Here is a 23,416-nt window from a genome sequence, read left to right on the forward strand (position 1 = left end):
TTTAATTACTCCATCAAGCGCTAGCAATTTGTACGCGATTTGTGTGCTGTGGATTACCTTTTGCCAAAGGGCTAGGTTGGTAACGGGTCAGTGTATTAATACATCCACCAATGTCGATAATATGCCCTGATGGTCCTACTCTGCCCGTCGGATCTGGTGTGTACCAAGCTCCTTGGCCAAGAGCGAGAACACCTGGCGCAACACGAGGAGTTACTCTAACTGGGAGTTCAATAGTACCGCGTTGACTCCAAATAAGGGCTTTTGATCCTTGAGTTAAGCCTTGCTTGTAGGCATCTGCAGGATTCATCCAAACGGCATCTTCAACAGCTTCACGTAACCAAGGAACATTATGATAACTAGAGTGAGTACGACCTTTTGTATGATAACCCACTAATTGAAATGGATAATCCTCTGATGTTTCACTGTCCTCATAACCTTCCCAAGTCGCTTGGTACATAGGTATGCTAGTAATGTAATTGCCTTTTACTGTGCTATCAAATTCCCAGTCTGTACCCTTTTGAGCTAACTCAAGTGAGAAAATTTCGATTTTCCCTGATGGAGTATTTAGCGTATCGGTGCCATTTATATAGTCTTCTAATGCAACGACAGTTTTACCATCAAATGCACGGAAGACGCCTTGTGCTTGTGCTTCTTCATACGTACTAGGAAGAGGAGGAATTGCATTAGCATTATTACTATTTGTACGCGTTTTTTCATAAAGCTCAGTTAACCATCCGGCCTCATCTTTACCTTCTGTGTACTCGCCAAGTTTACCCATTTTCTCAGCAATCAAAGCACACATATCGTACATTGATTTACATTCCCATAACGGCTTAATGGCGGCTTTCATCGCAACTAAGTAGCCCATGATGCCCGAAGCATAACTGTCATTCACTAAATCGTTTGACTCTAACCAAGAGGTATCTGGGAGTAGAATGTCAGCGAATTTAGCTGATGATGTCATCCAACAGTCACAAACGACGATGAGTTCACATTTAGTTTCATCTTCAAGAATTTTAGCTATGCCATTAGAATCTGAATGTTGATTAATTAACGCATTAGAATTAATCGCGAAAATTGCTTTTGTATCAGCGCCCAATGGCGTATCTAAGTCAGCAGTTCCTCTAATCCCGTCTTTTCGAGTGGTCATTTCATGACCACGTTCTATTGCGTCAGGAAAAGTGAAGCAAGAAATGGATTCTTTGATCGGGTTAGATAAGCCAGACATTCCACTTCGGCTGAGACTTCCTTGACTTGGAAGAGCACCATTACTGACACCTGGTTGACCAACCTTACCCGTTAAGAAAGATAACATGTAGCAAGATCGCATGGCTTGTTCACCATTCGCATGTCGGTTTATACCTGCACCAGCAACAATGAATGGGGCACGAGCATTCATCAATTTTGTCGCAATTGATTTAATATGTGTTTCAGAAATACCACAGATCTTAGCTGCCCAGCTCGGTGTTTTAGGGCCAGTTGAAATAAACGTACCCTCACCTAAAATATAATCTTTGTAATTATCATTAGGATTAATGTATGGGATATATGCTTTTTTTTCAGGATCTTCAGAGATTTCGAATTCAGCTTTTAAATTAATTAAGGATTCTTTATCGTAACCAACACAGAATTTATCTAGAAAGTTTTTAGAATGGTTATCTACCCAACCAGAGCTAATCATTTCATAGGCAATACCTTCACATAGCGCTGCATCAGTACCTGGACGAATTGGGAACCAGTTATCCTCCTTCCCAGCCATTGAGTCGGTATATCGAGGATCAATCATGATCACTTCTAAACCATTGTTCTTTTGCAGTGCATTTAAAAAGTCATAACCTTCACCAGATCCAGACTGACGCATCTCACTGGGGTTATAGCCTAAGCCAATAAATAAATCACTATCATTTAGTGCTAGCAAGTTAGAGCCTGAAGTACTACTAAACCCTGTTGCAGCGGCAGCTTCAGTTTGTTGTGCCCACGAATAGTTACCATAAATATTCAGGAAACCACCATTGAGATTTAACACACGATTAAAACAACTTGAGCTAGAGAATCCATAATAAGCACCTGTACCATATATCTTTAATATGGACTTATTGCTGTATTCATTTGCAATACGTTGTAATTCACTTGCAATAGTGGATGCTGCTTCATCCCAGCTTATGGGTACAAATTTTCCTTCACCACGCTTACCAACACGTTTCATCGGTGTTTTTAAACGATCGGCAGCATAAGTGCGTTGTCGTAAAGAACGTCCACGAGCACAAGCGCGAATTTGATGATTAACACCATACTCGTCAGTCGTTTCGTTATCCGCTTCAACACGCGTGATAATCCCATCGCTGCTAAATACCTTAACAGGACAATTTGAACCACAGTTAACTAAACACGCAGACCAAGTAATGGTTTCATCACTGACTGGCGGTGTCGGAGGTATGACATTGGCATCATCAGAACTTGTGTTACAACCAGTAACAGTTGCAACACAGCTCAGTGCGGCACTTGCTTTTAAAAAACTTCTACGTTCCATAGATATATCCTCTCGTAGCATGAACGATGCGTCTTAGCGCAATTTGTAGGTAAACGCCAACATCACCTGGTGTGCGTTGTAGTTATGATTGATATCACCCAAGGTAATCATCCCTGCAATATCATTGACCCCTACGTTGGCTGCATCAGTATCGAAATAGCGTTCATAGCGGTAAGTTAATTTAAGTGCCATTTGCTCATTTAGGGCATAATCTGCATACATGCTGGCACTGTGACTATATGAATAATAATCGCCGTAAGTGCTACGCGTATCTGTAGAGCCAACGTAGCTGTGAACTAGGGTGTCACTAATGGAATTACTGAATAGATAATCGATCCCTACTATCAGACGGTCTTGCATTAAACCGCTGTAGCTTAAACCCGTACCTATATTGATAAATTCATCTTCAATATCGTCTTGCCAATCAGATGAACTAAAGCTTTGACTGCCTGCTTGATTAGAGTTAATCCATTGCTGACTCCCAAACAAATAACCATCTATATACTGATTAAATTGAATATTTACATTAACGTCATATCCGTAATCTTCTGATTCAGTTAATCCAATTTTAGTATCGTCATATTCGTCTTTGGCATAACGAGTTGTGATACCCAGATTCATCCAATCAGTTGGGTTATGCACAATCTTGAATTCGAGTGCATTGCGGTCACGATCTGCTAAGTAGTATTTACGCAATAAGCTGTTGTTTTCAGATGAGGTTAGGTCGCTTGCTTCATACTCAGATCCACTGCGATTGGCATGCTCAACTTTAAGATTAACGTTAACGTTATCTAATGCGCGAACATTGAACTTCATCCATAAGTTATCGTCATTGGTTTGTTCTCTGTCACTAAAAGTACGATCAACGTCTTTGCGATCATAACCAGCTTGCAAGCGATAACCGCTGGCGATGCGATAGCTTGCGTTGACTTTATAAGTATTACGTTCCAAATCACGAGGGGTATTTTGTCTAAAAGCGCCGGTTAAACTATTAAAGTTATATTGAGCAAACTCGGCGGTAGAGCTTTGATTATCTCGCTTGGTGTAATCAATACTGCCACCTAAACGTAATCGATTAGTTATCATTGAGGTCAGAGCGAAACGACCATCTAGCGTATCGATTTGACCATCCCAATTTTGCAGTGGATTACCCGCCATTTGGATAAGATCTTCATCTTGGATCATACGTCCTGCGACAATACGTCCATTCATCACAGTGCGGTGGAGCTGATATTGACCTGATAACGACACTTGATGAGCTTGATTATCTGGTGTCGCCGAATACACGTCATTAACGTATGGAAGGCTTAGATTGTCGATGTTGTTTTCATAATAGCTGCCAAAGTAGCTCAGTTCAGTTAACCAGTTATCACCCGACAAGTGGATGCCAGCATCCAATTGTTGAGTGGTAGAATCTGTCGGTAAACCAAAATTTATTGGGCTGGGTGATACGAGACTACTAGACTTGTAACCCGTTTTATCTTCTTGGCTATATTTAACAAATACACCATAGAAATCTTGATCAAATTCAAACCCTAAACCGACTTTTTCACGTTGTTGATTTAGGTCAAATTCATTAAGACTGTCACTAGGCGTCAACATACCGTTGTTGTGCCAAAGCGAACTTTGAACATCGCCAGCTTGATAGGTTTTGATAGAATCAATATCTAAGTTAAATTCATACAAGCCAGCTTGACCGCCAGATAGATGAGCAAAACCATTATCCATACCTAACTGATAAGCTTGAATCTTCGCTTCATAGCCTGACTCACCTTGGTATTTGATATTTCCACTCACTGCCGCAATAGCGCCGTTATTGTCAGTACCTAAGGCATTAGCCGCATGAATATCATTAATGTCGTTATAACCCGCAGCAAGCGTTACCTCACCTTGGTACCCCGCAGAACTTATACAACGATTACACTCATAATTTTTTGTATTCACCGAATCCATGTTTGCGTTACCAACTGCAAAATTAGCAGCCATAACAGGTGATGACATGGCTATCATGGATATGGTGATCAGATTCAATTTAAATGACATAAACTTGCTCTCCATTAACGTTGTAGCAAACTGCCAGCAGGATGATTAGAACCATGAATTTTGCTATGACAATTCAAACAACTTTTGCCGCCACCAAATGAATCAATACCAGGTTCTGGGACAACACGGCTAGCATGACCGTCATTGGCATGACATTGCTGACATAATTGTGGTGCTCGGCTTTCAAGCATATTGTCATTGACACTGCCATGAGGGTTATGACAAGAGACGCAGTTTTCTGTTACAGGAGCATGTTCCCACAAGAAAGGTCCACGTTTTTCAGCATGGCAGCTATAACAAGTGTCATTTACCGTTGGTTTATTGAGTGCGCTTTCGCTCATTGAGCCATGAGGAGAATGACAATCAATACAGGTCATTTGGTCCCACTTCATTGGATGCGATGAGCGCTTGTTCATATCCGCTTTTTGTTGGGTATGACATGAGGTACATGTGTTATTCACACTCAATTTATCTAGTGCGGGGTCTTTCGCTGTATGAATGGTATGGCAATCACTACAAGCAATTTCTTCTAAGTTATGAGTACTGGTATGCCACGCCATTTGTTTAGGGTCATTATGACAACCTTGGCAAACAGTATTTTGGGCTGGAGCAGATAGCTTGCTGTCTTTACCAAAAGCTATCATCGGCTCTTTACCACCGCGATTATGATTACCTTGTGGGCCATGACATGCCTCACACTGTAAGCCCGCCATTGGAGATGCCTCTGAAATGACCTTTCCGTGAGTTCCCTTAAATAAATCCATCACCTTTTCATTTTTTTTATGACACATAAGACAAGAGTCTGCCCCTTTAGGAGAATATTTCCCGTCAGTAAATTTTTGTTGTAATGTTGTATCTAACTGCTCTGCGGTTAAATCGTCCCACGGTAATGCATGAGCACTTTGCATTACCAATAATCCGCAACCAATGAGCATGGCGAGTTGATAGAGAGACCTCATTGTTAAATACCTCCTTAAATCTGAGTTTTTTACCTTCATGTCTTTACCTGTTGAATAATTACTTCATTAAAGTAAGTTTCTATATTTATTGTAGAAAATAAAATCGTAAACTTATTTTTCATTCTTAAGATCCAAAATAAACAATACTAACTAGCCGGGACTCTATTTGGTTTTCAGTTAACATCTATAAATCTATTGAGCCAATTTAATCAGAACATGCGTTCAAATACCTACATATAGGTATAAACAATGATAAATAACATGTGATTTACTTAACAAAAAAACAAACCTTATTTGCTTATCAGTCACGCATCACAACTAAAAGAAATATGTGATAAACACCACATAAGTTGGATATAAATAGGGTTTGAACTTGTTATATAATGTTTGGTTTTAAATGTTAGAATGTTAGAATATCAGCTTAATACAATGGAAATTTAAGGTATTACTTTATGGCTTTTGCTATGTCTCTAAGTTCTGAAAAAAAAAGCAGGTCTACTATATTCTTTCCTGACGTAGTCAAAACCGACATAATGAATTTCATTAAAGAAAATGGTGAGCTAAAAACATTAAAGAAAGGAGAGTTGATTTCTAAAGATATTTTACTTAATAATTTTATATATTTAAAATCTGGATTGTTATTTTATATAAAAAGGACCAACAACTACACCAAACCTAAATTTGTGAATGTCATCATCCCTAATAGGTTGACTGATTATCATTTATTATTAGAAGACAATTGTACTTGCTGTAAAAGCATTAAAGTTGCTCGCGATAGCGAGATAATTCTTATCGATAAGTCTTTGATTAAAGGCTTAATAAAAAAAGATATTGAGCTTTTTACTCATTTTATGTTTGATGCCAACTATTTTACAGAAAGACAAACTGCATTGGCTATTTTTTTATTAACATCATCACCAGAAGATAAACTGATTAAGTTTCTATTCGATATTCTCGTCGCTTTAAAGACAGCGTTTTCATCAAAGTGGCTTACGATCAATTTAAAATTAACCCGCGAAGAAATTGCTGACATATTACATATTAGCGTTATAAAGTTAGACTTAATGCTGGGAAGCTTAAAGAAAAAAGGCATGTTAGCCAAAGAAAAAGGGGTTTTTAATATTAATACAACATTATTTAATGAACTTTCTCCTTGTCCTTTAGGTAGAGAAGATGCGCAAGGATGCAAATCGAATAATATGTCAAAATTTAAAGTAAAAAATATGATTGAAATCAAAAGTTATTAATTAAAAACTTATAGATAAACGTTAAAACTAGCGCCTTAATTAGAAACATCAAAACTACTTAAATGAAACACAAAAAATACTTCAATGAAACAATAATAACACAACCACTAACTAGTATGAGTTGATAGATTATGATGTAATCGGGTTTTATGTAAATAAATTAAAATTGGGATTAATTGAAGACACCTATAAAGTAGAATAAAACATACATTTGATCATTTTTCCTTCTCGATTTACAACGAGGTTTGATATAGTTGTAAAAATCGCTTTTCAACTAGATATCCGCTCACATATTTTAATAATAAATAAGTTGTATTTAAATTAACATCTAATGCCCTTTAAGCCGCCTACTTAATGCACTTTGGCTGATACCCAGTATTTGCGCTGCTGCAGTTTGGTTATTAGCGGTACGGCTCATGGCTTCGTCCATTAACGCTTGGTTCATCTGTGCAATGGTGGGCAGTTGTTTGGGAAAGATAATTCGGTCTTGCGGCGTTGCAGTCAATGACTTGTGTTCATTAATGGCTTCCATAAAAGCAGAGGTGTTAAGCGCTATGCCATCACTGCGGCTTACAGCATCAAAGACCATTCCTTTAAGTTCATGTAGATTACCGGGAAAGTTGTAACTGGCGAGTTTTGACGCTAAGTCGCTTGGTTGAATCGGCACAGGCAGATTCATTTCTGCTGCGGCTAGGGCGACAAAATGATTGATCAACATAGCAATATCTAACTGCCTTTCAGCTAACAGCGGTAATTTAATTTTATGTGCCCGTAAACGGTAGAGTAGATCGCTCCTAAACTTACCTGCTTGATGAAGCTTGAGTAAATCATCTTGAGTTGATACCACAAACTTACATTTTACCGGATAGGCTGTGTCGCTACCTAAAGGGTAATATTGTTTGCTTTCTAACAGCGCTAATAACTTAATTTGGGCATCCAGTGGTAGCGTGCCAATGTCGTTAAGATAGAGTACCCCACTGCCCACTTGATGCAATAAACCTGCAACCGCCTCTAGCTCGCCATTATTGTGATGATACAGTTGGCCACACATTTTTTGCTCAAATGACTCGCAACTAATACCAGCAAGATTAATACTAACGAAGGGTTCATTAGGGCTATAAAGCGCATGGCAAGATTGAGCAAACTCGCTTTTACCAGTTCCGCTGGCGCCATAAATTAACAAGGGTTCAGGGCTACAAGATACGGCTTCAAGATAGCGAAATTGATCTAATAGCTGTGGCTCGCAAGTTAGCATATTATTGAATGCTTGCGGGTTATCTAAGGTTCGGCTTAAAAACTTCTCTTTGATATAAAGGTAGTTTCTTTCAAGCCCGACCACTTCAAGTGCACGGCGAACTGTTCGTGCAAGTTCATCGACATTGTCTGTTTTAATAAAGTAGTCATAAGCGCCATTTTTAATACAACGAACTGCTGTATCAACCTCATTTACCCCTGTCACTATAATGACTCGAGTGTTAGGGAAATCACTGCGGATCATCGCTAATAACTCTTCACCGGAGTGAAATGGCATGGTGAGATCGACTAGCACTAGCGCATAGTCGCCAACCTGTAAGCGACTACTCACCTGGCGACTGTCGACACAAGTGTCAATTTCAGCTTCGGGAACTAGACGGTTCAGGGTTATCGCGAGTGTGCGTAACCATGCAGCTTCGTCGTCGATTAACAGAATATTTCTGGCTAGTTTCATGGGCTAATCCTGTTGTGCTAATGCAAAAATCAGTCGAATTTGCGTGCCTTTGCCTAAGGTAGACTGAATCTGCATTTCGCCTTGATGTTCTTTAATTATTTTACTGCACACCGATAACCCTAAGCCGCTACCACCTTCGTTGCGCCTAGTGGTGAAAAAGGGTTCGGTAATACGTTTTAATGTGGCACTGTCCATCCCACAGCCATTGTCTTTGATACTGAGTATGGCCATGTTGTTTGCAACATGTGTTTCTATCACTATGCTCCCTGGCTGAGTTGAGCAAGCATTACACGCATTTTGAATGAGGTTAATTAACACCTGATGTAACTGTTGAGCATCGCCTGTAATGCTAGGGCTAGGGTCACATAACAGGGTACTGATCTGGTGAGATTTTGTTTGATTCGCGGTGAGACGCTGGGCCACTTGAACCACATCATTTAAGCTCACTCGGGTATATTGATCAGCAATATGCGGCATAGCGTAACGCTTTAGGTCATTAACAATTCGACTGATACGTTTAGCACCCTCTTCTATAGAGCCACAACTATACTGTAACTCATTGATGGCAATGTCTGGGTTTAGCCCTGCAATAAGCCAGAAAGGGTTTTGTTTTTGATAGTGCTTAGCGGCAGGCGTTAAGTCTTTCATGGCCGCGGTAAATAGTGATACCGCATGCACAATGAGGCCGGTTGGATTGTTGATTTCATGGGCAATTCCTGCAGACAACTCTCCTAATGACGCTAGACGACTGGCCTCTTCATTAGCCTGGCGCAATCGATGCTGCTCGGTTGATTCTTCAAGTAGAATCACCACCTGATTGTTGGCAATGGGATGAATTTGTAATTGCCAACACTGCTGCTGATACCGCATATCGGCAGTAAACGACTTTTGGGTCGATAACACATCGAATACTGCGGCTTTAAGCTTAAAAACATCGTTGTCGACATAGTAAAACTCATCTGAATCTAACAGGTGAATATTGTTATCGTTACTCCATAAATGCTGGAGGTCCTGGTTTACTATGGTCACGCCATTGGGGATCCCATCGAGAACAGACTGGAACTGTTGCGACAATTCAGATATCTCAACTTCAATCCGCTTTCGTTGAATTAATTCTGCATCAAGCGCTTTAGTATGACGGCGTAAACTAGCGCTTATAAATCCGGTGAAAATCATCCCAATAGCAGACATAATCGCTACCAAAACAGCGAGGGCAAACATACGTTTTTCGGAAGAGGTTAAATCAACTTTTTCACGCCCGGTGCCAAACCATTTATTAACCAGTTTGTCGTATTCGCCTGATAATTTTAACTGCCTAAGCGCCTCGTTAATTTGGTACATCAGTTCGGTTTTTGTCTCATTCGCGACAAAATTAAATGCCCCGAAAATTAACGCATCACTGGAACTTCGCACCGATGGATATAGCGGAAGTAAGCGCCGCGCAACAAAACTCTCGGCAATAACCACGTCGACTTGGTTTTTTATCAGTAATTGAAAACCGGTTTCATACAAATCAACATCCACGCGGTCGAAATTTTGCAGATGGTCAGATAAAAACACATCAACAAAGGCACCATTTTTAATAGCTACCCGCTTACCAACAAGATCTGCCCAATTGTTTATTAACGCCTTACCCTGCAAGGTATAAGCTTTAGCATGGGTTGCATATATAGGATCAGATTGAGCTAACTTGCGATCCATGTTCACCGGGCTAACCACAGTAATCACATCGATATCGCTGTCAGGATCATGAACATCTTTTACCAATTGTTGAAAACTCTTTCGACGTACAATAATGCGCTTATTGGTCAGCTGGCCAATTCTATCCATCAACTCAATATTAAAGCCTTGGTCAACGCCGTTATTACGCCACTCTAATGGCGCTGTTTTTGAATGCACGCCTAAGACAATGCTGTCTTGCGCGAGCACAGGCATAGTGATGATGATAAGTAATAGCAATAGAGTTTTCATGCCGCGATGTTACCCATTTTTTCCACTTGAAACTGTGCAGCATTACCCGAATTAGCAAATCATTATGTACGTTTTCTTATGATGTTAACTCGATGTGATCTATCTCCACATAAGCTATGCAAAATTGCATATACCTCTTTATAACTATGCATGTTTGCATAGCGCATTTTTAGGCTTGTGATTGAGTTGTCATTTCTGCCCTCTATTCTGGTTATCTGGTTGTTGATTGCGCCCCCTTAGGCAAAGATTACATTGAGCGAACATAATAGCTGATCAACTCGATGCTAATTTGAACCGTACTGTTAAAGTGAAGTGAATCTCACTTCAGCCTTACTAAAACAATAAGAGGCTTCTATAGTTAATGAATAAACCGTCATTACGTATAGAAGGGGGAGCAAAAATGAAAAAGATCAATCTTGCAGTCTGTATTGCTACATTAATGGGCACAGCAGGCCTAATGGGCAACGCTGTTGCCGCTGATAACTTAGCTGAATTCCATGTACAAAACCAAGAGTGTGATAGCTGTCATACACCAGATGGTGAACTGTCAAATGACAGCTTAACCTATGAAAATGCCCAATGTGTATCTTGCCATGGCACACTTGCTGAAGTAGCTGAAACCACAAAACATGAACATTATAATGCTCATGCTTCCCATTTTCCTGGCGAAGTAGCTTGTACCTCATGCCACAGCGCACACGAAAAATCGATGGTGTACTGTGACTCTTGCCACAGCTTCGATTTCAACATGCCTTATGCTAAAAAATGGCTACGTGACGAACCGACTATTGCTGAATTGGCCAAAGATAAATCAGAACGTCAGGCGGCTCTTGCTAGCGCCCCACACGACACTGTTGACGTAGTGGTTGTCGGCTCTGGCGGCGCAGGTTTCTCTGCTGCAATATCTGCAACAGACAGTGGTGCTAAAGTCATTCTTATAGAGAAAGAGCCTGTTATTGGCGGTAATGCTAAGTTGGCTGCAGGTGGCATGAACGCTGCTTGGACTGATCAACAAAAAGCCAAAAAAATTACTGATAGCCCAGAGTTAATGTTCGAAGACACTATGAAAGGTGGCCAAAACATAAATGACCCTGCATTAGTTAAAGTATTAAGCTCACACTCTAAAGACTCTGTTGATTGGATGACCGCTATGGGCGCCGATTTAACCGATGTTGGCATGATGGGCGGTGCATCTGTTAACCGTGCACACCGTCCAACTGGTGGTGCTGGTGTTGGTGCCCATGTCGTTCAAGTACTTTATGATAATGCAGTGAAACGTAATATCGACTTACGCATGAACACTCGCGGCATTGAAGTGCTTAAAGATGATAAAGGCACTGTTAAAGGTATTCTGGTTAAGGGTATGTACAAAGGTTACTACTGGGTGAAAGCCGATGCGGTAATCTTAGCAACGGGTGGTTTTGCTAAAAATAACGAACGTGTCGCTAAACTCGATCCTTCGCTAAAAGGCTTTATCTCTACTAACCAACCTGGTGCTGTAGGTGATGGACTGGATGTGGCTGAAAATGCGGGTGGCGCATTGAAAGACATGAAATATATCCAAGCTCACCCAACACTATCTGTTAAAGGTGGCGTAATGGTCACTGAAGCGGTACGTGGTAATGGTGCGATTTTGGTTAACCGTGAAGGTAAGCGTTTCGTTAACGAAATTACTACTCGTGATAAAGCATCTGCCGCTATCTTAGCGCAAACCGGTAAATCAGCTTATTTGATTTTTGATGATTCTGTGCGTAAATCACTGTCAAAAATTGATAAGTATATTGGTTTAGGTGTTGCACCAACGGCAGATAGCCTAGTTAAATTAGGTAAAATGGAAGGTATTGACGGCAAAGCACTTACTGAAACCGTTGCGCGTTACAACAGCTTAGTGAGTAGCGGTAAAGACACTGATTTTGAGCGTCCAAACCTACCGCGCGCACTTAACGAAGGTAACTACTACGCAATCGAAGTCACACCTGGTGTTCACCACACTATGGGTGGCGTGATGATCGACACCAAAGCTGAAGTCATGAATGCTAAGAAGCAGGTTATCCCAGGCTTGTATGGTGCTGGTGAGGTTACTGGCGGTGTTCATGGTGCTAACCGCTTAGGTGGTAATGCCATTTCAGACATCATCACCTTCGGTCGCTTAGCGGGTGAAGAAGCTGCAAAATATTCTAAAAAGAACTAATCGATTTAGAATTCACTGACTCGCTAGTATCAGTAAGCCACAGTTCATTGCTGTGGCTTTTTTTATGCGTGAATATCTCCATACCTATCGAATTAACCTCAACTAGGGGTAGAGATGAGAATAGAATGATAAAGATATTAAGCTTAGCCATTAACCACTCTCAAACTTGTCATTTGTTTTACTAACAAGGCGAATTAACCCGTCAATAGCTGGCCTATTGCAAGTCTTCTCATGTAAAAAATAACGCAGTTAGCAAGACAAAGGGCTGTTTGCGAGGCGTTTGTTATCTCGAGTTCTGGTTAATTAATGCATAATCGATGGCACTGAAAATTTTGCATTAACTCATTAGCTAATTTACAACGCTCATTCACTGGCTAATTTACAAAGCTATCAAAGGATAATAATGAAACAGTCTATAGTTCACATCGCGCTAGTGGTGAATGATTACGATGAAGCCATCGATTTTTATGTCAATAAATTGAAGTTTGATTTGATTGAAGACACCTATCAAGCAGAACAAGACAAGCGCTGGGTCGTGGTGTCGCCTCCGGGGTCAAACGGAGTGTAGTTGCTGCTAGCAAGGGCATCAAAACCAGAGCAGCATGATTTTATTGGTAACCAAGCCGGCGGACGGGTATTTCTTTTTTTGAATACCGACGATTTTTGGCGCGACTATAACCGCATGCAACTCGATGGGATTAAGTTTGTACGGCCGCCTCAAGAGCAAGACTACGGCACAGTGGCAGTTTTTGAAGATCTGTACGGCAATCTTTGGGACTTACTGCAGTTAAATGATAAGCATCCTATATCAATTAGAGCATCAATATAGCACTGTTTGTTATGTATTTTTTAATGGCTTTTTAGGCAAGTAAAATACCGATGAAAAGCTTTATACACTTTCACATTATGGCCATCAAGCGCGATACCGACTGATTGATGGCTACAAACAATGGCAGTTCTGCTAAAGAGCTGATTTAAAAAGCTGATTTAAAGTCAGAAATATCTCGCATCACAAAACTTAGCATAATAATCGTTAGCAGCTGTATCTTCGATTAAGCATTTAAGTTAATTAACCGTTTTGTCGTCATTAATAAAAAGGAGCATTTTATGCTCCTTTTTATTGGTTAAAGCCTGCGGCATAATTTATTCAAGACTCAGACTATTCAGCAAACCGCTGACTAAATTCTTGAATGCGTTTTGCGTTCACACCAGCATCGCCAATACCAATCCGCGACACGCTGCGTAAATCAATACGACTGCCCTGTTCTAACGTAGACACAACGATAACGACATCATCTGCAAAATTGAAAAAAGGTGTTGTTGCCGTACTTTCAAAGCGCAGTGCTTTTGGGTCTTGAGCGACAATGGTCCAGCCCATGGTTTTAGCCACAGTTAATGCTTTTTGATAAGCCGCTTCTACCGATAAGTCTGACGCAATTGGTTGAATATTGGGAAAAGCTTGCAGTTGCTGCGCGGCAATCTCTTCTCCGCCATATACCAAACTATTTTTAGCGCCAACCCGGCTGTCAGTTAAAAACTCAAACTGCGGTGGTGATTGAGTATTGGTAGTAATATCGTGAATAGGTGGGTATTTCACTGGTTTGATAACCAACGCCATAATGCTCGGCGACAATATAGCTAAGCCCAGTAATAGCGCTATTGTAGAGGTTAATATGCCTTTGCCCTTAGCGTTACTGTCTTGCTTAATGGTAAAGCTGGTCACTAATGCCAGCACCGCAACCACGACCACTAAATAACCCAACAGGTTATGGTAATTACGACTGGCCATAAAGCCGACAATAGGGTCCCACAATCCCAGTGACGAGCCAAAAACCATCAAAGCAGCAATCGCGACTGCGACGATGGCAACCACCAACGAAATATGACCTACATAACCTTTTTGCATAACATTAATCCTTTAGGAAACTCTAATTAATCCAACTTCACTCAGTATATATAGACCAGAATTTTTCGGAATATATTACTGAAATAACAAAATATATTCTAATTAAACTCAAATCGTCATTACTGCAGATCGAGATAACTTCAGACGAGACAATTAGCCGCACACGTCACGGCTTCTTTGGATATCATTCTTAGTATGCCGCGTTAGGATCAAGCCCTAAACGACGCATGGTGCGGATTAAATTGCTTCTATCCAGCTGTAAACTTCTGGCAACAGCGGCTAAATTACCTCTTTCGGTCGCTAATACCGTCTGTATTATTTGTCGTTGGTACTCATCGGTTGAATCACGTAGTCCAAGGGTTAACACCTGCGATAATGCGGCTGCGGCATTACTGTCGTTGATAATATCAACCTCGGCTATTGCTGGTGCTACTGTATGGCTCACAACAAACTCTGAACCGAGATGAACACGACTGATGCTAATGATACTGGCATGACGCCCTTGCTCGCTAATAGCCCTTAACGCAGCTCGACTGAGTAAGTGTTCTAACTCTCGCACATTGCCAGGCCAATGGTATTGGGTTAACTGATCAATGGCGGTTTGCTGTAACCTCAGTTTCGCGACGCCAAGCTGATGTTGGTTTTTTTCTAAAAAATAGCCAGCCAGTAAAATAACGTCTTTACCACGATCCCGTAATGGTGGCACAGGTAAAGGATACACACTCAAGCGATGATATAAGTCAGCCCTAAAGCGACCTTCTTTGACTTCTAACTGTAAATTACGGTTAGTAGCGGCAACAATTCTGACATCCACCACGATAATATTATCGCTGCCGACTCGTTGAATTTCACCGTTTTGCAACGCACGTAGTAACTTAGCTTGCACCGCAAGTGGTAACTCACCCACTTCATCTAAAAATAATGTCCCACCATCAGCCAATTCAAAGCGGCCGCGACGGTCACTTACCGCACCAGAATACGCGCCTTTTACGTGACCAAATAATTCACTTTCGACGATGCTTTCTGGCAATGCAGCACAGTTAATTTGTACTAGTAGTTGCTCGCTGCGACGTGATTGCTGATGAATACTTTTGGCAACCAGCTCTTTACCCACGCCAGTTTCGCCAGTGATTAATACCGATAGATCGCTGGCTGCAACGGTATTTATCTCAGACAATAAATCCGTAATTGCGACACTGTTTCCAATAATACTCGACGGTCCAGCAGTCGCTAACATGCACTGCGCCACTTGATGATTACGTTCAACTTGCACTTCTAACGCTTCAATATGTTCACTGGTACTAATCGCAGCGGCCACAGCTGCAATATAAGCACGGGTTTCGGTTGGGTTAAGCGAATCAAAGCTACCGGCTTTCATGGCGTCTAAGGTTAAAACGCCCCACGCTTTACCATCGATATAAATAGTACTGCCCATACAGTCATGCACGTGCAATTGTTCACTGCCATCATCGACTAAACCGTCGTAGGGATCGGGCAGTGTTGAGTCGGCATCAAAGCGGGTAATATGTGGGTTAGCTAAAATTTGCTGTAAGCGTGGATGGTGGTTGATCGAAAACTGTCTAGCGAGGGCTTGTTGCTTTAGCCCTACAACAGCTACAGGGACTAAATGATCATGTTTAAGTTTCAACAAGGCCACTACGTCACATGGTATAGCGCGCTGAATCGCTAAAATCAGTCGTAAGTAACGTTCCGATTTTATCAGGTCACGATTTAAGTCTTCTACAATATCGATAAAGGGAACAATATTCATAATATGTCAAATTAACCCAATTTAGGTTAATTTGACATATATATTGATCTAGGTCAAATTAACCCTTATGAAAATTATACCTGCTAAATCAGCTAGATAAATATTGGCGTGTTCTGTGCAATGTATGGGTAGACAAGGTAATTGATTGAAGCTTATCGCTATTTTACTCCCTAGAAGGAAATCATTAATGTTAGACACTGCAACTGTTCAAATTATTAAAGCCACCGTTCCGGCTCTGCAAATTTACGCTAATGACATCACCAGCCATTTTTATCCATTACTGTTTGCACAGCATCCAGAAGTATTACCATTTTTCAATCAAACTAACCAAGCCAAAGGCACTCAGCCTAAAGCACTGGCAAATGCGGTTATTGCTTACGGTGCCAATATTGATGAATTGGGCAATTTAAGTGATGCCGTTAGTAAAATCGTTCAAAAGCATGTTGCATTAGGCATTTTACCTGAACAATATGACGCTGTTGGCAGTTGTTTAATACAAGCCATTAAAGCCGTACTCGGTGATGCTGCAACAGACGAAGTGATTGATGCTTGGACCAAGGCTTACGGCCAATTAGCCAACATATTGATTGCGGCGGAAGAATCAATTTATACAGCTAAAGAGCAACAACAAGGTGGTTGGCGTGGCGAGCGTGACTTTATTTTAGTCAAACGTGTAGATGAAAGCTCAGTGATTACCTCATTCTACTTTCAACCTTTTGATAATAAAGGCTTACCAAACTTTGACGCTGGGCAATTTTTGACCTTAGTATTTGATGATATCGACGGCGTATCAATGCGTCGTAACTACAGTCTATCTGACGCGGCAGGCAAAGATTATTTAAGAATTAGCGTCAAGCGTGAACCTAATGGCGTGGTTTCAAATCACTTACATAACAATATTCAGTTAGGCGATAAAGTGAAATTACGTGCACCCAGTGGCGATTTCATCTTACGAAAAAACACCAAGCCGTTAATATTATTGACTGGCGGTGTCGGTATTACTCCTGCGATTAGTATGCTCAATACTGAAGCGGGTTCAGGACGCGATATTCGCTTTATTCATGCGGCCATAAATAGTGATGTCCATGCTTTTAAACACCATGTCGATCAACTTGCCTCAACACATGACCACATCAAACCTTTGTATGTTTACAACCAACCAGAACAACACTGCCAACCTCATGCCACTGGGTTTATTGATGCATCAATCATTGCAGAGCAACTCCCTGCAGACCGCGATGTAGAATTTTACCTGCTTGGCCCTACCGGTTTTATGAAAGCAGCATTGGCCATCGCCACCAGCTTAGGTGTACCAGAAAGCCAAATTCATTATGAATTCTTCGGCCCAGCTGAAGCATTAACCGCTTAATAGCCCAACAAACCAGTGAGATAAAAAAAGCCCTGAGCGGTAACTCAGGGCTTTTTAGTTATTGATAAAAAAGATTAAACCTGTGACTGGAGATGTCCTAGAACGGGATATCGTCATCCCAATCTTCATCTTCTCAATGATTAAATACTCAATTAGCTTAGATAAACTGGATTGCGCACATGGTCAAATCATCCTGAAACTCTGAAAAACCGCAAAACTGTTTCATTTGCTGCTCCAGATACTCCAGCATAGCTTCGGGTTCATCGGGTGCTGCGCTGATGGCTTTTTCTAAGCGATCGAAACCAAATAATTCTTTGTGGGCATTTTGCGTTTCGATGACCACATCGGTATACACAAATAAGATATCACCTACATCAACACTAACCCGGTAGGTATCCCAATTTTGCTCACGCAGTACCCCAATAGGAATGCCACCTTGATCTAAGGCAACCAGCCTGTTGGCTTTTTTCAAATAGGCGTGAGGATGGCCTGCATTAGCATAAATAAGTTCTTTCTCTTGGAAGTTATAACGCATTACTGTAGCGGTTAAAAAGCTGCCACGAGGCTTTTTAGTGAAAAAATGTTGATTGATATAATTAAGCACTTCAGAAGAACTACTGTTTAAATCTTTCGGTTCAAAGGTGCGTAAGATGGCATCTATCATGGCTGTTTCTACTGCCGCGGCAGGGCCGTGACCCGATACGTCAGCAATAATCATTCCGATATCACCCTGGACATCCGGGCGACTTTTACCAAGGTCGACAATGTCTAAATAATCACCACCAGCACCTTTCATCGCTTTATAGGTATAAGCCATTTTAACAGAGCTAAGTACGATACCTTTGTCTGGCAACATCAATTGCTGCAAGCGCGAAATTTCTTCTATCTCATCGCGGATCCACACTTGGGCAGCGTTAAGTTGTGATGACGCTTCGGAAAACTGGAAGCTTTTTAGCTGGTACAAAAGCCTAAAATACAACGAGCTAACATGATGCGATTCAGTTCCTGCAGGTAAATTAAGCAGAATGATGCAGTCAAATAAGCTCGATTCTTTACCAAAAGGCAGTACCCAACACATTTTTCCATCGTCCTTTAGAGGCACAATTTCCGTAATACTGTGTTGTAACGACAATGCTTTAAATTGTTGATAGAGCCGGGTGTAATGCTCATCACACAAGGATGAAAAATTACAGCTGACTTGGCCATTTTTTTTAATTAAGTAATAATTAAACTCACTTAATGTGACTGCCAAATTGGTTTTAAACCATAAGGTTTCATCAATAATGCTGTTAGCTAATGCTCTATCAATATTCAAGGGTAACCTTACTTTTGGGCTAATTTAGCAGCAAGGGCTTCATTCAAACCAGTGACACCGCTTTTTTTCAAAGTACTTTTATAGTCGTTACTAAAGGTACGGATCATCGATAAACCTTCAGCAACAAAATCGTAAATTTTCCATTCATTATTACGTTGATAAAGCTGATATGAAACCGGAATGATATTTTCTTTGGTATGAATTTCAGTATCTACCGATGCATAAACCTTTTTCTTGATTGTTTCATTGGTGTAATCAACCGTTTGATTATCATACTGTTCTAGCAACACAATATAGGTATCGACTAATACGCCTTTTAACAACACCATAAATTGACGTTTTTCGGTATCGCTTGCCTGTCTCCAATACTTACCTAACACTCGTTGTGCAGAGGCTTGTATGTCGACGTGTTTTTCAATCACATCACTGAGTGATTGTTTTTTCTGTTCGACTGACAAGGCGCTATTTGATGCGATACTAATGATATCTGTCACACCTAATTTAACGCGTTCTGTTGGTTCTTGTGCCGCCAAAGCTAGAGACGGCATCACTAGCATCATGATTAAAAAAATTATTGATTTCATTATTTATCCTGACTAAACATATATTTGCTTATTAACTCTTCGATGCTGATTGATGATTCTGTTTCAATAAACTCTTCACCATCTGCCATGTTTATTTCTGAACCACCGGTAGATATTTTAACAAATCTGTCGCCAATAATACCTGATGTACGAATAGAGGCTATCGAATCATCAGGTACGGTAATCGCATTATCTAATGATATTTTAACGACTGACTCATACGCTTTAGGGTCGTAATTAATCGATTGAATTAATCCAACACGTACACCTGACATTTCGACAAAGGCACCTTCTTTTAAACCTGAAGAATTTTCAAATTTAGCCACTAAGGTGTAGTTACCACTATTAGTGACCGATGCTCCACCAATGGTAATTGACATAAATACCAAGGCCCCAATCCCGAATAATACAAACAGGCCGACGAGAAAATTGACGTAATTGTTTTTCATTGAAACCTCTAGTTATAGCGCTAATGAGCTAACGATATAGTCACTAAATAACATAATAATTGCACTCATTACCACCGCCTGAGTGGTGCCATTGCTGACGCCTTCAGCGCCCATATTTTTTTGGTTTAAGTGTAAATAAAAGCCGTAATATAAAGGTATCCACATAATAAACAAACCAAATACCAGTGACTTTATTTGACCAACCAGCACATCTTTAAAGCTAATGGTATCCATTACACCTTGAATATATGCACCAGGACTTTCTCCTTGAATGTGTACTCCAACGATATAGCCACCGCCAATGCCCACCAAGTCAAAAACGGCCGTCAGCATGGGAACACAAAACAACGCCGCCAATAGTCTTGGCAGCATCACATAGCGGTAACTGTTAATCGCCATGCAATCAAGCGCATCAAATTGTTGCTCGTTACGCATAATACCAATTTCTGAACAGGTCGCAGAGCCAACTCGTGCTATTACCATTAATGCTGTCATCACCGGACCTAATTCTTTAATCAGGCTCAAGGCAACTGCCGAACCCAATAAATCCACTGAACCAAATCGCACTAAGGTATCGTAAAACTGCAGTGCCACAACCATACCGGTAAAGAGCGCCGCAACAATAATGACAATTAAAGACCGATTACCAATAAAATATATCTGCTTAATCACTTGCTTAAATGACACCAGCCCAGTAAATAGGCTGCTGACGATACGCAGTAAAAATAATGTTGCTAGGCCAACACTTTCAATATTTTTACGCGTTGCGGCACCTAAGTTACTGACTGAATTAAACAAGGCATTCATTATTTTTCATCCTTATTTAACAAACGATTGAGATAAACCTCACCATCATCTCTGTAAGTGTTCGGTTGACGGTTGATCATGTTTTGAATGCGTTCATCTGGCGAGTTTTTAATCTCATCAACGGTGCCATTCGCCACCACTTCACCCGCAAACAATACCACCACGCGATCGGCAATTTTAAACACACTTTCTAGCTCATGAGTGACCACCACTATGGTCATGTTCATGGCATCTCTCAAAGTGAGAATAAGCTCGTCAAGTTCAACTGCAGTTGTGGGATCAAGCCCTGCTGAAGGTTCATCAAAAAACAGTAATTTAGGGTCCATAATTACGGCCCTAGCCAGTCCTGCTCGTTTTAGCATGCCGCCTGATAATTCCGAAGGCATTAGATGGCCTGTTCCAGCCATGTTCATTAATTCAAGCTTCATCCGCACCATAATATCAATGGTTTGGGTATCCAGCGAAGTGTTGTGCTCTAAAGGTAACCTGACATTATCTGCCACCGTTAATGAACTCAGTAGTGCACCGCCTTGGAAAGCCACGCCCATTTTTTTGCGTAAGTTACGTAATTGCTTATTTTTAGCCGTGAAAATATTCACACCATCAATCATGATAGTGCCTGACGTAGGGGTTTTAAGCCCAAGCATATGGTTAAGCAAGGTACTTTTACCAGAACCAGATCCGCCCATCACCACCAGAATTTCGCCGGGGTTGACCTCTAAATTGACGTCTTTGAGTACATGGGTATCGCCATATTGGGCAAACAAATGCTCTACAGTAATGATAGGGTTAACCATTGTTACTCACAGCACTTACTGAATCAGCTAAGTTAAACACCGTGTTTAAACGGGTTAGTTGCAGTACTTGAAGCGGTGAACCATTGGCACCAACGATATGAAATTCAGTGTCATTTTCTCTGGCTTCATTGAAGGCCTCAACCAGTGAAGCCATCCCTGAGCTATCGATATATTGCAGGTGGGTGAAATCGACAATGATGTTATTTTTACTCTTAATTAACTTTATGATGTCGAGTTTGATACTGCGAGAGTTGCTCAGATCGACCTCTCCATAAAGCTTAACCACTTGGTAATTGTTATGTGTCTCAATTTCAATATTCATTTTATATCACTCAAATTTAACCGTCAGTTCTAACCAATTACCTTTGCCTTTATGTGGGATAAGTCTTACTTTTTCAGCCACATAATGAATGAGGCAAAGGCCTAATCCACCTGGTTTACATAAATTATTTTCTGCCGGTATTAATTGCTTGTCAGTAATCTGCGAACACACATCTTTAATCACAAATAGCGCATGCTCATCATCACTGCTGACCACGATTTCTATACAGCCCTTTTTCGACATGTGATAACCATGACGAATAACATTGGCACAAGCCTCATCAACGGCCAATACGATTTCATTGACTTTACCTTCGCTAAAAGGAAAATCGCGGCATGCATCTACCACAAATTCGCGAATATTTTTTAATTCACTCGTACAAGATGAAAACGTTTTGATGTTTGACATTGGCTAGTCCGTTACCTTGTAATCAGTGTGATCGTCTGATTTGTCGTCTGCAGGTGCGTCATTTAATAGCTCATCATCTAATAGTTCGTCATCAAACTCTAGATCAAATTCGTCAGATTCAGTCTCAGCCACTTTACCGTCATTGACCAAGTGAGCATCTCGCTGCAAATAGACATCTTTAACATAGCCATAAGGATCTAACGATCCGTCTAATATGGGTTCATATTGCTGAAAATCAATCCGACTGTCTAAACCTTCCAACACAAACTTACCGGCCCTTTGTTCAAACGACAGAATAGATAAGGGATACACAAAAACATCAACAAAATCGCCGACGGTATTACGTGCAGTACTGGCGCCATAAACAGGCCACATGATGAAAGGCCCATTGCCAATACCCCAAACACCAAAGGTTTGCGCAAATGTTTCTTCTTTTTTCACTAATCCCATATCGGTAGCAGGATCAAAAAGACCCACAAGGCCGATTGTGGAGTTGACGACAAAACGTAAAACACTGCTACCGCTGTCGGTCACTTTCCATTGTAAAAGGTTATTTACTGCATAAAGAGGTTCACTTAGATTTGATAGCAGATTTGTCACACCTTGTCGGATCGGCTGAGGGACTGTTTCATAGCCTTCTGCTGCTGGTTTTAAAGCATATTTGTCCATGACCTGGTAATTAAAGTCCCAGCTTTTTCGATTAACCGCTTCGAATGGATCACCCGCTGTTGAGGTGCTAGCGCAGCCACTAAAAAATAGTAAAGTGGCGCCAATAACTAACAGTCGACCAATTATTCCCACTCATTCCTCCGGCTTTTTTCAAAAAATATCTGCTAACTATATCGGTATTAAGCACGACATTTAATATCGTTAATGTCACTCAAGAGTGAAAATATAACATTAAAACGGTCAAAACTATTAGTACAATTTTGATTGATCGTTCAAAAACGACTTGTGTCATCTAAAAACCCGTTAAGCGATTAAGCTTAATCATTAAGGCATGACTTAATCTATATATCGGTTACTTATTGAATATTGG

General features: G+C 40.7%; 18 protein-coding genes and 1 pseudogene. 4 read left to right on the forward strand and 15 right to left on the reverse strand.

Annotated features, from left to right (window positions below; genetic code table 11):
* Positions 1-13: 13 nt before the first annotated feature.
* The 3 genes from AAEY98_RS07615 to AAEY98_RS07625 are packed head-to-tail and all read right to left on the reverse strand — an operon-like array spanning position 14 to position 5,508.
* Positions 14-2,530: a DMSO/selenate family reductase complex A subunit gene (locus AAEY98_RS07615; protein WP_192114073.1), complete on the reverse strand. Its 2,517-nt coding sequence runs from the start codon at positions 2,528-2,530 to the stop codon at positions 14-16.
* A gap of 33 nt (positions 2,531-2,563) precedes the next feature.
* Entirely contained in the window at positions 2,564-4,573 is a 2,010-nt protein-coding gene (locus tag AAEY98_RS07620) for an MtrB/PioB family decaheme-associated outer membrane protein (RefSeq protein WP_192114072.1), read from the reverse strand.
* Positions 4,574-4,587: 14 nt separating this feature from the next.
* Positions 4,588-5,508 (reverse strand): DmsE family decaheme c-type cytochrome, encoded by a 921-nt coding sequence (locus tag AAEY98_RS07625; protein ID WP_392342885.1) that lies wholly within the window; start codon positions 5,506-5,508, stop codon positions 4,588-4,590.
* Between the two features lie 476 nt (positions 5,509-5,984).
* Here AAEY98_RS07625 and AAEY98_RS07630 point away from each other — a divergent pair, with 476 nt between their 5' ends.
* The gene (locus tag AAEY98_RS07630) at positions 5,985-6,779 is read left to right on the forward strand and encodes a Crp/Fnr family transcriptional regulator (protein WP_351016117.1); all 795 of its coding nucleotides are present in this window, start codon (positions 5,985-5,987) and stop codon (positions 6,777-6,779) included.
* Between the two features lie 328 nt (positions 6,780-7,107).
* Here AAEY98_RS07630 and AAEY98_RS07635 read toward each other — a convergent pair whose 3' ends face one another.
* Positions 7,108-8,487, reverse strand: a complete 1,380-nt coding sequence (locus AAEY98_RS07635) for a sigma-54-dependent transcriptional regulator (RefSeq protein WP_351016120.1) — start codon at positions 8,485-8,487, stop codon at positions 7,108-7,110.
* Between the two features lie 3 nt (positions 8,488-8,490).
* Positions 8,491-10,458 (reverse strand): ATP-binding protein, encoded by a 1,968-nt coding sequence (locus AAEY98_RS07640; protein WP_351016122.1) that lies wholly within the window; start codon positions 10,456-10,458, stop codon positions 8,491-8,493.
* A gap of 400 nt (positions 10,459-10,858) precedes the next feature.
* On the opposite strand from AAEY98_RS07640, the gene AAEY98_RS07645 reads away from it, so the two are divergent.
* Both AAEY98_RS07645 and AAEY98_RS07650 read left to right on the forward strand, forming a co-directional pair.
* The gene (locus tag AAEY98_RS07645) at positions 10,859-12,649 is read left to right on the forward strand and encodes a flavocytochrome c (protein ID WP_162024034.1); all 1,791 of its coding nucleotides are present in this window, start codon (positions 10,859-10,861) and stop codon (positions 12,647-12,649) included.
* Positions 12,650-13,052: 403 nt separating this feature from the next.
* Positions 13,053-13,478: pseudogene (locus AAEY98_RS07650) on the forward strand (VOC family protein).
* Positions 13,479-13,808: 330 nt separating this feature from the next.
* Here AAEY98_RS07650 and AAEY98_RS07655 read toward each other — a convergent pair.
* The gene (locus AAEY98_RS07655) at positions 13,809-14,555 is read right to left on the reverse strand and encodes a DUF1499 domain-containing protein (RefSeq protein ID WP_351016125.1); all 747 of its coding nucleotides are present in this window, start codon (positions 14,553-14,555) and stop codon (positions 13,809-13,811) included.
* A 190-nt stretch (positions 14,556-14,745) separates the two neighbouring features.
* Positions 14,746-16,326, reverse strand: a complete 1,581-nt coding sequence (norR, locus tag AAEY98_RS07660) for a nitric oxide reductase transcriptional regulator NorR (protein ID WP_351016127.1) — start codon at positions 16,324-16,326, stop codon at positions 14,746-14,748.
* 187 nt (positions 16,327-16,513) lie between these two features.
* On the opposite strand from norR, the gene hmpA reads away from it, so the two are divergent.
* The gene (hmpA, locus tag AAEY98_RS07665; protein WP_351016130.1) at positions 16,514-17,695 is read left to right on the forward strand and encodes an NO-inducible flavohemoprotein; all 1,182 of its coding nucleotides are present in this window, start codon (positions 16,514-16,516) and stop codon (positions 17,693-17,695) included.
* A 157-nt stretch (positions 17,696-17,852) separates the two neighbouring features.
* Here hmpA and AAEY98_RS07670 read toward each other — a convergent pair whose 3' ends face one another.
* The 8 genes from AAEY98_RS07670 to AAEY98_RS07705 are packed head-to-tail and all read right to left on the reverse strand — an operon-like array spanning position 17,853 to position 23,178.
* Positions 17,853-19,010 (reverse strand): PP2C family protein-serine/threonine phosphatase, encoded by a 1,158-nt coding sequence (locus AAEY98_RS07670; protein WP_101084989.1) that lies wholly within the window; start codon positions 19,008-19,010, stop codon positions 17,853-17,855.
* Positions 19,011-19,018: 8 nt separating this feature from the next.
* Positions 19,019-19,594 (reverse strand): MlaC/ttg2D family ABC transporter substrate-binding protein, encoded by a 576-nt coding sequence (locus AAEY98_RS07675; protein ID WP_101084988.1) that lies wholly within the window; start codon positions 19,592-19,594, stop codon positions 19,019-19,021.
* On the reverse strand, positions 19,594-20,043 hold the full coding sequence (gene mlaD / locus AAEY98_RS07680; RefSeq protein ID WP_101084987.1) for an outer membrane lipid asymmetry maintenance protein MlaD: 450 nt from the start codon (positions 20,041-20,043) through the stop codon (positions 19,594-19,596). The genes AAEY98_RS07675 and mlaD overlap by 1 nt, the downstream gene beginning before the upstream one ends.
* A 12-nt stretch (positions 20,044-20,055) precedes the next feature.
* Positions 20,056-20,850: an MlaE family ABC transporter permease gene (locus tag AAEY98_RS07685; RefSeq protein ID WP_101084986.1), complete on the reverse strand. Its 795-nt coding sequence runs from the start codon at positions 20,848-20,850 to the stop codon at positions 20,056-20,058.
* A complete protein-coding gene (locus AAEY98_RS07690) occupies positions 20,850-21,647 on the reverse strand; it encodes an ABC transporter ATP-binding protein (RefSeq protein ID WP_101084985.1) in 798 nt (265 codons plus the stop codon). Before AAEY98_RS07690 ends, AAEY98_RS07685 begins: the two co-directional genes overlap by 1 nt.
* Positions 21,640-21,969: an STAS domain-containing protein gene (locus AAEY98_RS07695; protein WP_011639120.1), complete on the reverse strand. Its 330-nt coding sequence runs from the start codon at positions 21,967-21,969 to the stop codon at positions 21,640-21,642. The genes AAEY98_RS07690 and AAEY98_RS07695 overlap by 8 nt, the downstream gene beginning before the upstream one ends.
* A 6-nt stretch (positions 21,970-21,975) precedes the next feature.
* Positions 21,976-22,377, reverse strand: coding sequence for an ATP-binding protein (locus AAEY98_RS07700; RefSeq protein ID WP_101084984.1), 402 nt, complete (start codon positions 22,375-22,377; stop codon positions 21,976-21,978).
* A 3-nt stretch (positions 22,378-22,380) separates the two neighbouring features.
* The gene (locus AAEY98_RS07705) at positions 22,381-23,178 is read right to left on the reverse strand and encodes an MlaA family lipoprotein (protein ID WP_335692208.1); all 798 of its coding nucleotides are present in this window, start codon (positions 23,176-23,178) and stop codon (positions 22,381-22,383) included.
* Between the last annotated feature and the right edge of the window lie 238 nt (positions 23,179-23,416).

The sequence above is a fragment of the Shewanella sp. AC91-MNA-CIBAN-0169 genome, assembly GCF_040310165.1.
In the GTDB taxonomy this organism is placed as follows: domain Bacteria; phylum Pseudomonadota; class Gammaproteobacteria; order Enterobacterales; family Shewanellaceae; genus Shewanella.